A 14,038-nucleotide genomic window follows, 5' to 3' on the forward strand; every position below is an offset into this window, starting at 1 on the left:
GCCTAGATGGAACCGCCCGCCGCGTGCGGGGCGCCGGACGTGTCTGCCGGGCCGCTCATCTCGCGTGCGACGAACTCCTCGAGGTCGAACAGGTTGCTGCCCGCGCGGTCGGCGATGGTCAGCAGCGTCGTCATGCTCGCGACCTCCTCGACCTGCTCCTTGAGGAACCACTGCATGAACTGCTCGCCGAGGTAGTCACCCTCCTCGCGGGCGGTGCTCGCCAGCTGCACGATCTGCTCGGTGACCGTCTTCTCCTGCGTCAGAGCGAGTGCGATCGGCTCGCGTGCGTTCTCGAACTGGCCCTTCGCCGCGTCGACACCCGACAGTTCCACCGAGATGTCGCGGTCGAGGAAGTACTGGACGATCATCATGGCGTGGTTGCGCTCTTCGACGGCCTGCTTGTAGAAGTGCTTGGCCAGCTGCGGCAGGTCGGAGTTGTCGAAATAGACGGCAGTCGCGATGTACTGGTGTGACGCGTTGAATTCGTTGCGAATCTGGTCGTGAAGCAGAGCGTGGAATTTCGTCTTGTGCGCGTCGGTCGAAGTCATGAAATGGATAATATCGCTGGTCAGAGCACGTGTCATCCAAGTTCGACCTAATATTGGCAAGCGTTCCCAAACTAAAGTCAACCTAATTCCGGGACCATTCTGATTTCATTTTCCTAACGTGAACTGGTGACGAACGGTGGGACGGAACGGCGCAATCCGCGTCGCCGGGCGCCGGCCCTTGTATAAAATTCACACCGTTCTGACGGCGCGGCCCGGAGGGGCAGGCAATTGTTGAGACGATCCAGTGCGTGGATAGCGTTGATTCTCGGTGTCCTTTTCCTGGGCGTGACGATTCCGGTTCCCGCGCAAGCCGACCCGTTGTATCCCTGGCCGGACCCCGACCCCTTCTATTCGGCCCCCGCCGACCTCGGTGTCCTGAATCCCGGCGACGTCGTGCGGACACGGCGGATCGACACCTGGATGTATGCGAACTCCGACGGGTGGCAGATCGCGTTCCGGTCGACGAACTCGGCGGGACATCCGATCGTCGCCGTCACCACCGTGCTGCTTCCCCGCGGTGTCGCGAACCCTCCGCTCGTGTCGTATCAGGCGATCGTGAATTCACTGGGCACCAAATGCGCCCCGTCGCACTCGTTGTTCAATCTGGAACTGCAGGAGTCGCCGGGCCTGTATCTGGGTCTGCAGCGCGGCTGGGCGGTGTCGGTGCCCGATCATCTCGGCCCGACGGGCGCGTACGGCGCCGCAAAGCTCGGCGGCATGATCACCCTCGACAGCGTGCGGGCGGTGCAGCGGGTCGCCGAACTGGGGTTGACGCACAGCCCGGTGGCGCTGGCCGGCTATTCCGGGGGCGGCATGGCCAGCGCGTGGGCGGCGGCACTGGCCCCGACGTATGCGCCGGAATTGAAACTCGACGCGGTGGTGGCGGGTGGGATTCCCGCGGACCTCGAGCAGATGGCCCTGGGTCTGGGGTTCAATCCGCATCCGGGGTTCGGGCTCGCGTTCGCCGCCGCGATCGGTTTGGAACGCGAATACCCGGAGCAGCTGCCTATCTCGTCGCAGCTGAACGAGACCGGGTTGTGGTTGCGCGAGTGGATGTCGAACGAATGCCGCCGGTTCCTGCTGTTCCACGGCGCCTTCCGCAGCGCCGGACAGCTGGCCGCGTCCACCAGCCTCATGGCGAGTTCGGGTGCGCACCAGGTGTTGCGCGAGAACAGCCTGCGCTACTTCGAGGGCGTCCCGACCGCGCCCCTCTACCTGTGGCACGGCACCCTCGACGGGCTGACGCCGTTCGATTCGATCGCGGAGACCGCGCACCGCTATTGCGCTGCCGGCGCCCGGCTGACGTTCGTCCCGTACGAGATATCCGAGCACATGACGACGGCAGTGGTGGGCTTTCCGGACGCCTACGAATACGTGGCCGCGCGATTCCGCGGCGAACCGGCGCCCACCCGCTGCTGACCCGTCAGGTCAGACGCCGCCGCCCGCTCTCTTCGGCGCACCCGGCCGGACCGGCGCGTTGCCGCTCATCTCGCGGGCGATGAAATCCTCGATGTCGAACAGGTTGTCGCCGGCACGCTCGACGATCGTCAGGAGCGTGTGCATGTCCGAGACCTCCTCGACCTGTTCCTCGAGGAACCACTGGATGAACCGCTCGCCGAGGTAGTCGCCGCTCTCGCGGGCCGTGCGGGCGAGCTTGGTGATCTGTTCCGTGACGGCGCGTTCGCGCTCCACCGCGAGTGCGACGGGGGCGCGCACCGAGTCGAAATCGGTGACCACGTCGTCGATGCCGGTGACTTTCACCTCGAGGTTGTTGTCGATCAGGTACTGGATCATCATCATCGCGTGGCCGCGCTCCTCGGCGGCCTGCGAATAGAAGCGGCGAGCCAGTTGCGGGAGAGCGTGCGAGTCGAAATAGACGGCCACCGCGATGTACTGCTGGGATGCGGTGAATTCGTTGCGGATCTGCTGCTGCAGGAGGGCATGGAACTCGCTGGGTGCTTTCGCCGCCGGTTGCGTCATGGATGTCAGTTTACGGCCGGGCGTCACGGACCGGTGGTGACAAGTTCGGCCGGAACCTGACGGTCGTTGGCCAGCGCGTCGAAGAACCGCGACGCCCGGTCGTGATCCCAGAGCAACACGTTCCCGGAGCCGTCGACGTCCTCGAAACCGCCGACCGGGACGGTCGTCGTGACCATGTCGCCCTTGACCGCCCAGGCGAGTGCGGCGAGATTCCAGATGTGGTCGCTCTCGTCGACGCGCAACGATGCGGCGGTGTCGGTGACGAGCGGCCAGACACGGAACGGGTTGAGCCACGTCGCCGGACTGGTGGCCTTCGACATCAACGCCGCCATGAACATCCGCTGATGGTTCATCCGGTCGATGTCGGCGAGCGCGGTCGCGCGGCTGCGGACGAAGCCGAGCGCCTCCGCTCCCGCCAGTTCCTGGCAGCCGGGCGCGAGGTTGATCCCCGCGAGCGGGTCGTCGATGGCGGTGTCCAGGCACATCTCGACGCCGCCGATCGCGTCGACGATGCCGGCGAAACCACCGAACCCGATTTCCGCGTAGTGGTCGATGTGCAGACCGGACGCTTCCTCGACCGTCTGGGTCAGCAGTTGCGGACCACCGAATGCGAACGACGCGTTGATCTTGTCCTCGCCGTAGCCGGGAATCGACACGTACGAGTCGCGCGGAATGCTCACCATCGTCGCCGGGCCGCCGCCGCTGGGGACGTGCACCACGATGATGGTGTCGGTTCGGTCGGGACCGCTGTTGCCGCCGGTCGACAGCTGCTGTTCCTGCTCGGGGGTCAGCCCGGTGCGGCTGTCCGAACCGACCAGCAGCCAGTTCGTGCCGGGGGTGTCGCCGATCCTGCCGGGGTAGTCGGCCAGTGCGTCGATTCGGTTCAGCGAACTGTCGAGGTAGTAGGTCATGCCCGCGAGCGCCAGGACCAGCACCAGGAACAGGATGCCGATGCGACGCCCCCAGTGCCGTGGCCGCCGGGGCCTGCGCTGCTGCGGCGGCTCCGGGGTCCGCGACGGTGCGGGCGGCGGGGGTGGTGGTGGCGTGCGCGGGGGACGCCGGTCGGGCACCCGTTGCGGCGGCGGTGGTGGTGGCGCGTCGCGGTACGGCTGCGGCGTCTGGGTGGGTGCGTAGCCGCGCGGACCCTGCGGCGGGGCCGAGCGGGACAGCTGCGGTTCCGGGGCCTGCGACCACGCCTGCTGGGGCGGCGGCGGGGCGCCACGGCCGTCGCGGCGGATCACCTGGGTGCCCTCCTGCGGCGGCGGGGGCCCTGACGGGGTGCGGGGTGTCGCGGGCGGGGCGCAGGAGGCCCCTGTTGCGGCGGTCCCTGCGGCGGCACTCGCCGCGTCTGCGGAGGGACTCGCTGGTCAGGGGGCGGAATTCGGCGGTTCTGGGGTGGCGGCACCTGCTGCCCGCCCGGCGTCCGCCGAGGCGGACGGGGCGGCAGCGGAGGATAGGGGGCGTCGCCGGTCACCCGCACGACTTTACTGGTCCGGCCGGATTACGGAATCCAGCCGACGTGCCCTCGCAGCGCGGCGTAGCCGACGAACGCGACCGAATCGATGGTGGCGTGCGCGATCACGAGAGGCCACAACCGTCCGGTCTTCTGCCAGTACCGGCCGAACACCAGACCCATCGCGACGTTGCCCAGCCCGCCGCCGAAGCCCTGGTAGAGGTGGTACGTCCCCCGCAGCAGCGCCGACGCCAGCAGTGACGAATTCTCGCTCCACCGGAGTTGCCGCAGCCGGGTGATCAGATACGCGACGACGAGCACTTCCTCGGCGCCGGAGTTCGCGATCGCCCACAGGATCAGGGCGGGCAGTCGCCACCAGTGGTCCCCGATCGTGCTGGGGACGACGGTGAGGTTGGCGCCGATCGCCCGGGCCAGCAGGTAGAAGCCGAGCCCGGGCAGACCGATGAGCGCGGCCAGCCCGACACCGTGCGTCGCGTCGGGGCGCCAGCGGAATCGGCCGAGCCCGACGTCGCGCGGGCGGACACCGCTCCGCCACAGGAGATACAGCCCCAGGGCGGCCCACGAGAGGAGTTTCACGATGCCGAGCAGTTGCCGGGCGACGTCGATGATCTGGTTCTCGGCGCGGGCGACGTTGAGTGCGACGGCCTGGTCGGCGAGGTTGCCCGGTGTCAGCAGCGATTCGGTCAGCGACAGCAGTCCCGACAGCCCGCTCGTCCCGAACGTGACGAGCAGGACGATCGTGATCTCGATCCACAGGGCGCGGCGCTCGGTGCCGGTGGCCACCGGGGCGGCCGGTTCGGGTGCGGCCGGCTGCAGCCAGGAGGTGAGCGTTGCGCGCGAGATCACGCCGCACACGCTAGCGTGCGGCGTGCCGGAAGGCCGGTCAGCCGCGCGCGCGGAGTCCGTTCACGAACGGGCATCCCACCAGCAGCCGGATCGCCCTGCTCAGGGCAACGGTGTCGTCGACCGGAGCGGAAAACGGCATCCAGATGTCGCGGTCGCCGTGTTCGTTCTCGACGCGCAGCCGCAGTCCGTACCGGTCGAGGCCCAGGGGGCGGACGCGTCCGCGCCGCATGTGCGGTGGAAGTTTGCGGGACAGCATGTCGATGAGGTCGCGGTGGTCTTCGTCGAGGTGCTGGAGCCAGGAGGTCTCCATCTCCCAGAACGGGTCGGGCCGGGCGGCGAGCAGATCGCCCAGGGCGACGGGTTCGGCGCCACTCGAATCGGCGACCACCGCCGATTCGAGGCGCAGTTGCAGCAGCGTCGCATCGTGCCCGACGTCGAGAAGTCCGGGGTGCGGGTATTCGGAGGCCACTTCGTCGGCGACGGTGCGGGTGTGCGCCTCGCACAGCGCGTGGAGGGTGCCGCGCAGCCAGACGAGCGACCGCACGGGCTCACGCAGCGCGAGCGGTGAGTTGTCGGTCAGTTCGAGCACGGCCGGGATGCCGCCGCCGCCGGCGAGCCAGGACAGCGTGGCGGCCGCCGACTCGGTGGGCACCGCGACGACGACGTCGCCGCTGGACCGCAGGTGGTGGACCGACGTGACGGTCGGTGCGCTGCCTTCGACGGCGAGTACCGCGTCCTGGGTCCGTGCGCACGAGCTACGCACACGCTCGGCGGTGGACGGACCGGTGGTCGTGACGGGCATGGAGCCTCCTTCAGGGTTCCGCGATACTGAGGTAACCCTAACCTAATGTGACGGAGTCGGCGAGGCAAGACCCCGAAAAGATTCCGGTCCACGAGACGGGCATACGGTGGGGCGGTGGCCATACCTCTCTCCCTCGGTGTCCCGCGCTCCCGCGGACCGCAGTCGCTGCTCGCGGATCTGCTCAGCGGTGCCGGGGACACGAGCCCGGGCGCCGGCGGCGCATTCGGGCCGCGGGTGGTCGCGGCGTCCGCGCTGCTCGACGCCGTCGGCACCGACGCCGGCCGTGTGATCGTGGGGCTCGACGTCGATCCGGCCGTTCTCCGCACCAGTGAGCAGGCCTCCTACGAGGCCGTCCGCTTCCACCTCGACTGCCCGGCGGCCCAGCTCGGCGACGCGGTCGCGCTGCGGCTGCCGTCACCGCTCGCCGTGTTCGTCACCGCGGACGGAAGCGACGACGCAGGCCTGGCCGAGATGGCGCAGCACCTCGCGGACGCCGGCCGCATCCCGGGACTCGCGAGCGGGCACTCCATCGGCGAGGTCGCCGACTTCCTCGCCGTCCTCGCGCACGCCGACGTCGGATACGTGGCGCGGGCACGTGACACCGCCGAGGTGCTCGCGCTGCTGTCTGGGACGGTCGCGTCGCTCCGCGGCGACGACGTGCGGGCGGCGCTCGCGACCCCGGATCCCACCAGGCTCACCTCGCTGATCCCCGAGGCCGCGGAGGCCGTCCGCGAGGTGCTGCTCGGGGTCGAGGTCGACGACCCGGTGCTCGTCGCCCGTGAGCTGGCGGACGCAGGTCTGCGGTAAACATTCACCGTCAATGCGCCGGACCGTCAACGCTCGGTGCGTAATCTCGTAGGCGTGCCAAAGATCGCGTATTTCGGACCATCGGGAACCTTCACGGAGATGGCGCTCGCCCAGCTCGAGGCCGCGGGTGCCTTCGACGGGCCCGTCGAACGGGTGGCCGCGACGAGCCCGCCCGCCACCCTGGCCATGGTGCGTGACGGCGTCGTCGACGGCGCCGTCGTTCCCATCGAGAGCTCCGTCGAAGGGGCCGTGGTGCCCACCCTGGACACGCTCGCGCTGGGCGACCGCCTGCAGATCGTGGCCGAGACCGAACTCGACGTGGCGTTCACGATCCTCGGCGGGGCGGGCGTCGAACGGCTCGACCAGGTGCGCACCGTGCGGGCTTACCCGGTGGCGGCCGGTCAGGTGCGAATCTGGCTGGAGGAGAACTGCCCCGGAGCCCAACTCCAGACGGCGTCCTCCAACTCCGGTGCCGCCGAGGACGTGGCGAACGGCCTCGCCGACGCCGCCGTGTCCACCGCACTCGCCGGCGAACGGCTCGGGCTGCGCAGCCTCGCCGACGGGGTCGCCGACGAGAAGAGCGCCCGCACCCGATTCGTTCTGGTCACCGCGCCCACCCGGGTGCCCGCCCGCACCGGCGGAGACCGCACCTCCGCCGTCCTCGAACCGCACAACATCCCCGGCTCCCTCGTCGGTGTGCTCTCCGAGTTCGCGACGCGCGGAATCGATCTCATCCGCATCGAATCACGCCCGGTGCGCACCACCCCCGGCCGTTACCGCTTCTTCGTCGACTGCATCGGGCACATCGACGACCCGCTCGTCGCCGAGGCGTTCCGTGCGCTGCACCGGAAGTCGCACGTGCGGTTCCTCGGGTCCTGGCCCGCCGCCAACCCGAGCGGCCCGCCCCCGCCGTCCGACGGAGACGCGGCGGACTGGATCGAACGAATCCGTCAGGGAGAGAGGGAATCGTGAGCGGCAAGCTGATCCTGGTTCGGCACGGGCAGACCGAGGCGAACGTCGAGCGCAGGCTCGACACGAGGCTGCCCGGCGCCCGGCTGACACCCGAAGGACTCTCCCAGGCGGAGCGGCTCGGTAACGACCTCGCCGCGCAGGCGACGACGGCCGCCCTCGTGTCCTCGGAGGCACTGCGCGCCCGGCAGACGGCGCGGTTCGTGGAACTGGCATCGGGCATCGCCGTCCAGGTGCGGGAAGGACTGCACGAGGCGCAGGCCGGCGAACTCGAGGACCGCAGCGACGAGGAGTCGCACAAGCTGTTCATGAAGACGTTCCACCTGTGGCACACCGGCGAACTGGACGCCCGGGTTCCCGGCGGGGAATCCGCCAACGACATCCTCGACCGGTACGTCCCGGTCGTGGACTCCCTGCGCGAGCAGTACCTCGACGACCCGGCGGCCTCGGGCGACGTCGTGCTGGTCAGCCACGGCGCCGCCATCCGGCTCGTGGCAGCACAACTCGCCGGGGTGCCCGGCCTGTTCGCCGCCAACAACCACCTGGCCAACACCCAGACGGTGGAGTTGACCCCGCTCGCGGGCGGCGGCTGGGCGTGCGTGCGCTGGGGAACCGTGGAGCCGCCGTTCGAGCACCGGGTGATCCCCGGCGCCGACGACCCGATGGGGTGACAACAGCGACCTGATCGCCGCCGGTCGGCGTCGTTGCGCGCAACCCGGGGTTGCGCGACGATGGAGGAAACCGTCCTCGAGGAGTGACGGCGGTGGATTGGTTCGTTGGCGAAAACTATTCGCTCGGTCGGCTGCTCGTCACCGAGGGGCTCGCCGCGATCTACCTCGTCGCGTTCCTGGCCGCGCGAAACCAGTTCCGGCCGCTCGTCGGCAGCACCGGGATGCTGCCCATCCCGAGGTTTCTCCGCGTCGTCCCGTTCACGCGTTCGCCGAGCATCTTCCACCTGCACTACTCGGACCGGTTCTTCGAGGGGATCTGCTGGACCGGCGCCGGACTGTCCCTCGCCGCGCTGCTCGGTCTGACGCAGGTCGTCCCGCTCGCCGTGTGCATGCTGGTGTGGTTCGCCCTGTGGGTGCTCTATCTGTCGATCGTCAACGTCTCCCAGCTCTGGTACAGCTTCGGCTGGGAGTCGCTGCTGCTCGAAGCGGGTTTCCTGGCGATCTTCCTGGGCAACGCGTCGGTCGGGCCGCCGATCCTGGTGCTGCTCATGCTGAGGTGGTTGCTGTTCCGCCTCGAATTCGGAGCCGGGCTGATCAAGATGCGCGGCGACCGATGCTGGAAGAACCTCACCTGCCTGTACTACCACCACGAAACCCAGCCCATGCCCGGACCGTTCAGCTGGTACTTCCACCGGCTGCCGAAGCCGCTGCACCGCGTGGAGGTACTCGGCAACCACTTCGCTCAGTTGGTGGTGCCGTTCGGGCTGTTCGCGCCGCAACCGGTCGCCGCCGTCGCCGCGACGATCATGATCGTCACCCAGCTGTGGCTGGTGGCGAGTGGTAACTTCTCGTGGCTGAACTGGACGACCATCGTGCTCGGCCTGTCCGTCGTCCCCGACAGCGTGTACGAGGCGGTGCTGCCCCTCGACGTCCCGGCGGGCAGCGACTCGGCGCCCGTCCCGTTCGCCGCGCTGGTGATCGCGGTGACCACGCTCGTCGTCGTGTTGAGTTACTGGCCGATTCGCAACTTGATCTCCCACGGGCAGCGGATGAATGCGTCGTTCAACAAATGGCACTTCGTCAACACGTACGGAGCGTTCGGCAGCATCACCCGGGTGCGGTACGAGGTGATCGTGGAGGGTACGTCCGACGCCCACCTCGGCGTGCATTCCGAGTGGAAGGAGTACGGCTTCAAGGGGAAACCGGGCGACGTCAACCGGCGACCGCGCCAGTTCGCGCCGTATCACCTACGGCTCGACTGGCTGCTCTGGTTCACGGCGATCTCGCCCGGCTACGCCGAACCGTGGTTCCGGGGATTCGTCGAGCGGCTGCTACGCAACGACCCGGATACCCTGAAGTTGTTGCAGTACAACCCGTTCCCTGATCGGCCGCCGAAACACGTGCGTGCCCGTATGTACCGGTACGAGTTCACCACCTGGAAAGAGCGCCGCGAGACCGGTGCGTGGTGGAAGCGGCAACCGGTATGAGTCAGCGGAGCCGGTCGGCCAGCGACTCCAGCGCCTGCCGCAGGCGTTGCGGGGTGCCGGGGCTGAGCGACGACCACGCCACCCCGTGCGCGGACACACTGGACGTGCCGACGATGCGCCCGGCCCCTGTGTCGAACACCGTGACGGGGCCGCCAACCGGATCGTATTGCCCGTCGCCGTAGACGATTCCGACGATCTCGGCGTAGGTGGTGCAGCCGGCCATCGCGTTGCCCAGTACGGTCGCGTCGACCGCGGGCACACCGAGCGCGGCGAGCGCGGCCGCGAGCGACTTGCCGTCCCCGCCCTGATCGAAGGCCTCGCCGAGCGAGGCCGTGGGTGCGTTGACGACGCCGACGTTCATCGGTTCCACCGCCCCCAGCGCGCCGATCACCGGCGCGAAGATGTCGGTGCCCGCATCCTGGACGACGTACGTGTCGCCGGCCCGCAGCGCCAGCACCGACAGTGCCTCACCCTGGGAGACGCACAGTCTCGAGATGCTGCCGTCGACGTACCAGCGCAGGGCGATCTCCCACAACGGCCGGGCCAGAACCCGCAGTCGGTCGGCGAGTTCGGGGTGGACCCCACCGCCCGGGAGCAGATCCCGGGCGGCGAGGGTGCCTGCGGCGCCGCGGAACGCGGCGTCCCTGGCGTCGTACGTGTCGTACCGCGGGGTGGCGTCGAGCACCACCGGCAGCACGTCGAGCGCGAGCGTGTCGACGAGATAATCCATTTCGTCGAGGCTCAGGGTCACCGCCGGCAGGGTCGGTACGCCCGGCTGGGTGCCCAGGTCGATCACCGTCCGGACTCCCGGTGGTCGGGGTTCGCGCCGATGACCGAGGGGATGACCGTGCGTCCGTCCGAGAAGTGCTCGAAGTTCTTCAGGTAGTCGGGGGTCTCCCGCTCGTCGTCGTCCTGTGAACCGGCCGCGCCCGCCCCGCGACCGACCGACATCGGTCCGTTGCCGGTGCCGCCGCGCGCCGCCGCGGCCGGGTTCACGTCGGCGCGAACGTCTCCGATCACCCCGCCGGGTGCGGCCGCCGGTGCGCCGGGCCGTGCGCCCTGGCCGCTGCCGTCGGCCCGGCCCCAGCCCTCGGGCAGCGTCGCCCCGCCTGCCGCGCCGGCCGCGATGCCACCGACAGAGGTGCGGGCCGCCGCGGCACTGGTCGCCGCGGAACCGCCGCCGTACGAGCCACCGGACAGCATCGGCGCACCGACCGTCATCGGGGCGCCGCCACCGGTGACCGCGGACAACGCCGCGCCACCGATGTTGCTCGCCGCCGACGTGGCGGTGGAGACGGTGGTGCCCGCGATGCTGCCGACCTGCGACGCGGCCGTGGTGACGGCCGGATTCTGGCCCACGGCCATCACAGCGGCCGCGGCAGCGCGCGTCGGATCGAATTCACCGTCGGACGGGATTTCGTCGAAACTCCCGACCTCCTTCGAATCGGCCTTGGTGACGATCCGAGGGGGCTGCCGATAGGTGCGTTTCAGCGCCAGGATGTTCGACGCGGCCTCGTAACCCTCCATCACGAGCCCCGCGCGGATGTCCATCGCACGGTCGGCGGCCTCCGCGGCCGCGGCGGTGCCGTTGAGCGCGCCACCCGTCGTGTACGCGGTGGCCTTCGCGGTCTTCACGGCGACGATCTCGGGAATGCTCGGCATGATCAGCGCGGCGGTGGTGTACGCGCCCGCTTCGAGGCCTGCCTTCGCGGCCGTGTCCGCGGCGAGTTCCGCGCATTCGGCCGTCCACACCGTGAACGGCGTGATCTTCGCGAGTGCCGCGACCGCGGACACACCCTGCCAGCCGGCCGCGAGTTCGGCCATCACGCGGACCAGCGTGAGGTTGGCATCGACGAAGCTGGTGGACAGCGCCGTCCACGCCGCGCTCGCCACGCTCAGCGGCACCGGTCCCGCGCCCGCGATGAGAGTGGTCGAGTTGACGGTTGCCCCGCGGGGCAACCAGATGACACCTGTCAGTCCCATGGTCATGTCTGATCTCCTGGTGGTTTCGAGGCGCCGGCCGTCACATGCCCGCAGCGAGGGTCGCGCCGAGCGCGACGTCCTCGGCGACATACAACGCGGCCTGGGTGCGGAGCGTGTTCGCGGTCTCGCGCATCTCGAGGATGCCCTGCGCGACAGCGGGGGTGAACGTGCTTGCGACGGTGTTGAAGTAACCGGCCGCGTGCAGGGACACCTCTTCGCTCCCGGAGGGGAGCACGCGGATGGCCGCGGAGCTGAGAGCGACCGCTGTCTCGAGACGCGCCGCGAGCGCGTCGAGTTCCACGGCGGCGGCGACGAGTGCTTCAGGTGCGACGTGCAGATCTGGCATGTGCGTCGAACTCCTTCTGACCTAGGCAGGCGGAAGGCAGTTGCCCCCCGGCAAACGAACTGCATGTGCAGCTGTCCCTACACACTTGGACGCCGCACCGCGCTCTTCGGTTCCCCCCGATCCCGAGAAATTTCTTCTCGGGAAAACCGTTCATCCCCAGCCGAGCTCGTGCAAGCGATCTTCTTCTATCCCGAAGTAGTGCGCAACCTCGTGTATGACGGTTACGGCTACCTCGTGGACGACTTCCTCCTCCGAACTGCAGATTTCGAGGAGGGCCTCGCGATAGACGGTAATCGTATCGGGCAGCGATCCGCCGTAATGACTGTCCCGTTCCGTCAGCGCGATTCCGTGGTAGAGGCCCAGCAGATACGGGTCCTCGTCGTTGCGGTCGTCGACCAGGACGACGACGTTGTCGATCGCGGCCGCGAGCTGGGGTGGGATCAGATCGAGTGCGTCGCCCACCAATTCCTCGAATCGGTCGGGCGTCATGCTCACCGCCACATCAGTTCCCGGGGGGCGGGGCCGCGCCGGGGAGCGGCGTCGGCATCGACCTGCCCTCCGGGACCGGCGGCGGAGGCACGGGTGCGGCGCCGTTGATGAGGATCTCACCCTTCGCCGAACCGGTGATGGTCGAGAAGCCGCCCGCGTCGGTCTCCTTGCCGACCGAGCAGTTCACCCGCCGGCTGCCCGCGAGCCAGCTGTCGAGTTCCAGGTTGTCCCAGAACAGCGTGAGCGTCTTGTTCCGCAGCGCGTCGGCGGAGCCGAGGTATTCGTTGGCGGCCTGCGTGCACACGCCCTCGAGGTACTTGTCCTGATCCTCGACGGACGGCATCGACGACGGGAACTGAGTGGCCAGGTCGACGACGGAGATCACTTCGAAGGCATGGGGTTGCGCGCAGTCGACGGGATCGGTCGGCACGTTCTGGTTGATGCCGATGCACGTGCCCGGGTCCCAGATGTTGGATTGGTCCTGCTCGGCCACCTTCCCGGTGAACGGCAGCAACGTTCCTGCCGTGCTGGAGAATTGGAGGCCGCACCGCAGGGTGCGTTCGCCCGCCGCCCAGCCGGACTCGCTGGGGAACATCAGACCCACACTGAACTTGCCGTACGGATCGAACTTCGCGCCGAGGTAGGAGTCGACGGCGGGCACGCAGTGCTCGTCCCGCAGCGCGGCGAACCGCAGCGCACCCGGGTAACGCGAACCGGGACCGAACTCGGCCCCCGGGTACACGCTGAGATCCAGCGGTGCCGCCACCTCGAAGCGGTGCTCGTCCGCGCAGTCGACCTTCGCGACGTCCTTCCGGTCTTCCTGGGGGTCGGTCGACGGCGTCCAGTCGAGGCAGTCGCCTGCCGTCGCCGAAGAGAACGCGTCGCCCTCCGCCGAACCCGTCGCCTGCGGTCCGGCATCGGTCGAGTGCGTGGGGAGGTTCTCGCTCCGGTTGAAACCGCCGGCGATCGCGACCGTGGCGATCGCCGCCACCACGGCACCTGCCGCGACGGCCGCGAGCGCGCGACGCGTCGTGGTCGCGGACATGCTGCGGGGAGCCTTCTCCGGTTGCCCGGCATTCTGCGGCTGGGGGTCGGCGCCGTTCGACTGATCTGAGGACATCGATTTCCATAATGCCCGTTCCGATCGAGGAAGCAGAACAACTCCCGCAATCGGCTCGAACCCGGGGTAACTTCGATCACCATGAGTGACGACCCTCAACGCTCCGCCGAACCGGTGGATCCCGAACTGCAGGAGCTCGCCGGGCGCGTGTTCGATACGGCACGATCCGGCGACGCCGTGTCCCTCGCCACGTACCTCGACGCGGGCGTCCCGGTGAACCTCGCCAATCAGAACGGCGACACGCTGGTGATGCTGGCCGCCTACCACGGTCACGCCGAGGCCGTTCAGGTTCTGATCGACCGCGGGGCCGACGTCGACCGGCTCAACGACAAGGGGCAGTCTCCGCTGGCAGGGGCGCTGTTCAAGGGCGAGGACGCCGTGGTGCGAGCGCTCGTCGCCGGTGGTGCCGACGCCACCGCGGGCCATCCGACCGCCGTCGACGCCGCCCGGATGTTCGGCCGCGAGGACCTCCTGACCCTGCTGGAACCGAAACCGGAGTGAGCCGCTCGGCGGCGC

The 14,038-nt window shown here is 69.1% G+C and carries 16 protein-coding genes; 6 read left to right on the forward strand and 10 right to left on the reverse strand.

The genetic code is table 11. The annotated features are described in order from the left end of the window. Positions 1 to 2: 2 nt before the first annotated feature. The gene (locus I1A62_RS29195; RefSeq protein ID WP_124390723.1) at positions 3 to 548 is read right to left on the reverse strand and encodes a ferritin; all 546 of its coding nucleotides are present in this window, start codon (positions 546 to 548) and stop codon (positions 3 to 5) included. 228 nt (positions 549 to 776) lie between these two features. On the opposite strand from I1A62_RS29195, the gene I1A62_RS29200 reads away from it, so the two are divergent. Continuing rightward, on the forward strand, positions 777 to 1,967 hold the full coding sequence (locus I1A62_RS29200; protein ID WP_124390722.1) for a lipase family protein: 1,191 nt from the start codon (positions 777 to 779) through the stop codon (positions 1,965 to 1,967). A 9-nt stretch (positions 1,968 to 1,976) separates the two neighbouring features. On the opposite strand, the gene I1A62_RS29205 is transcribed toward I1A62_RS29200, so the two are convergent. The 4 genes from I1A62_RS29205 to I1A62_RS29220 form a co-directional block, all read right to left on the reverse strand. Further along, the gene (locus I1A62_RS29205) at positions 1,977 to 2,528 is read right to left on the reverse strand and encodes a ferritin (RefSeq protein WP_192581772.1); all 552 of its coding nucleotides are present in this window, start codon (positions 2,526 to 2,528) and stop codon (positions 1,977 to 1,979) included. 23 nt (positions 2,529 to 2,551) lie between these two features. Continuing rightward, positions 2,552 to 3,769, reverse strand: coding sequence for an LCP family protein (locus tag I1A62_RS29210; RefSeq protein ID WP_225857985.1), 1,218 nt, complete (start codon positions 3,767 to 3,769; stop codon positions 2,552 to 2,554). 260 nt (positions 3,770 to 4,029) lie between these two features. Beyond that, the gene (locus tag I1A62_RS29215; protein ID WP_219455740.1) at positions 4,030 to 4,848 is read right to left on the reverse strand and encodes a CPBP family intramembrane glutamic endopeptidase; all 819 of its coding nucleotides are present in this window, start codon (positions 4,846 to 4,848) and stop codon (positions 4,030 to 4,032) included. 37 nt (positions 4,849 to 4,885) lie between these two features. Next, positions 4,886 to 5,650 carry a DUF2470 domain-containing protein gene (locus I1A62_RS29220; protein ID WP_219455742.1) on the reverse strand — a complete coding sequence of 255 codons (765 nt, stop codon included), beginning with the start codon at positions 5,648 to 5,650 and terminating at the stop codon, positions 4,886 to 4,888. 114 nt (positions 5,651 to 5,764) lie between these two features. On the opposite strand from I1A62_RS29220, the gene I1A62_RS29225 reads away from it, so the two are divergent. The 4 genes from I1A62_RS29225 to I1A62_RS29240 all read left to right on the forward strand — a co-directional run bounded on the left by I1A62_RS29225 (position 5,765) and on the right by I1A62_RS29240 (position 9,584). Next, the gene (locus I1A62_RS29225) at positions 5,765 to 6,457 is read left to right on the forward strand and encodes a hypothetical protein (protein WP_124390717.1); all 693 of its coding nucleotides are present in this window, start codon (positions 5,765 to 5,767) and stop codon (positions 6,455 to 6,457) included. A gap of 54 nt (positions 6,458 to 6,511) precedes the next feature. Next, positions 6,512 to 7,429 (forward strand): prephenate dehydratase, encoded by a 918-nt coding sequence (pheA, locus tag I1A62_RS29230; RefSeq protein WP_124390716.1) that lies wholly within the window; start codon positions 6,512 to 6,514, stop codon positions 7,427 to 7,429. Beyond that, positions 7,426 to 8,097, forward strand: coding sequence for a histidine phosphatase family protein (locus I1A62_RS29235; protein ID WP_124390715.1), 672 nt, complete (start codon positions 7,426 to 7,428; stop codon positions 8,095 to 8,097). The genes pheA and I1A62_RS29235 overlap by 4 nt, the downstream gene beginning before the upstream one ends. Before the next feature lie 83 nt (positions 8,098 to 8,180). Continuing rightward, on the forward strand, positions 8,181 to 9,584 hold the full coding sequence (locus tag I1A62_RS29240; RefSeq protein WP_124390714.1) for a lipase maturation factor family protein: 1,404 nt from the start codon (positions 8,181 to 8,183) through the stop codon (positions 9,582 to 9,584). Between the two features lies 1 nt (position 9,585). On the opposite strand, the gene I1A62_RS29245 is transcribed toward I1A62_RS29240, so the two are convergent. The 5 genes from I1A62_RS29245 to I1A62_RS29265 all read right to left on the reverse strand — a co-directional run bounded on the left by I1A62_RS29245 (position 9,586) and on the right by I1A62_RS29265 (position 13,522). After that, positions 9,586 to 10,380, reverse strand: coding sequence for an ESX secretion-associated protein EspG (locus tag I1A62_RS29245; protein WP_219455743.1), 795 nt, complete (start codon positions 10,378 to 10,380; stop codon positions 9,586 to 9,588). Beyond that, complete coding sequence (locus tag I1A62_RS29250; protein WP_124390712.1) at positions 10,377 to 11,573, reverse strand: PPE family protein; 1,197 nt, start codon at positions 11,571 to 11,573, stop codon at positions 10,377 to 10,379. Before I1A62_RS29250 ends, I1A62_RS29245 begins: the two co-directional genes overlap by 4 nt. A gap of 34 nt (positions 11,574 to 11,607) precedes the next feature. Then, complete coding sequence (locus tag I1A62_RS29255; RefSeq protein ID WP_087561195.1) at positions 11,608 to 11,913, reverse strand: PE family protein; 306 nt, start codon at positions 11,911 to 11,913, stop codon at positions 11,608 to 11,610. A gap of 150 nt (positions 11,914 to 12,063) precedes the next feature. Continuing rightward, positions 12,064 to 12,414, reverse strand: coding sequence for a metallopeptidase family protein (locus I1A62_RS29260; protein WP_124390711.1), 351 nt, complete (start codon positions 12,412 to 12,414; stop codon positions 12,064 to 12,066). Position 12,415: 1 nt separating this feature from the next. Continuing rightward, positions 12,416 to 13,522, reverse strand: a complete 1,107-nt coding sequence (locus I1A62_RS29265; protein WP_124390710.1) for a septum formation family protein — start codon at positions 13,520 to 13,522, stop codon at positions 12,416 to 12,418. A gap of 81 nt (positions 13,523 to 13,603) precedes the next feature. Between I1A62_RS29265 and I1A62_RS29270 the strand changes: the two genes are divergently transcribed. Then, positions 13,604 to 14,023 (forward strand): ankyrin repeat domain-containing protein, encoded by a 420-nt coding sequence (locus I1A62_RS29270; protein WP_219455745.1) that lies wholly within the window; start codon positions 13,604 to 13,606, stop codon positions 14,021 to 14,023. Positions 14,024 to 14,038: the final 15 nt, after the last annotated feature.

The organism is Rhodococcus sp. USK10 (assembly GCF_019378875.1).
Taxonomy (GTDB): Bacteria; Actinomycetota; Actinomycetes; order Mycobacteriales; family Mycobacteriaceae; genus Rhodococcus_F; species Rhodococcus_F pseudokoreensis.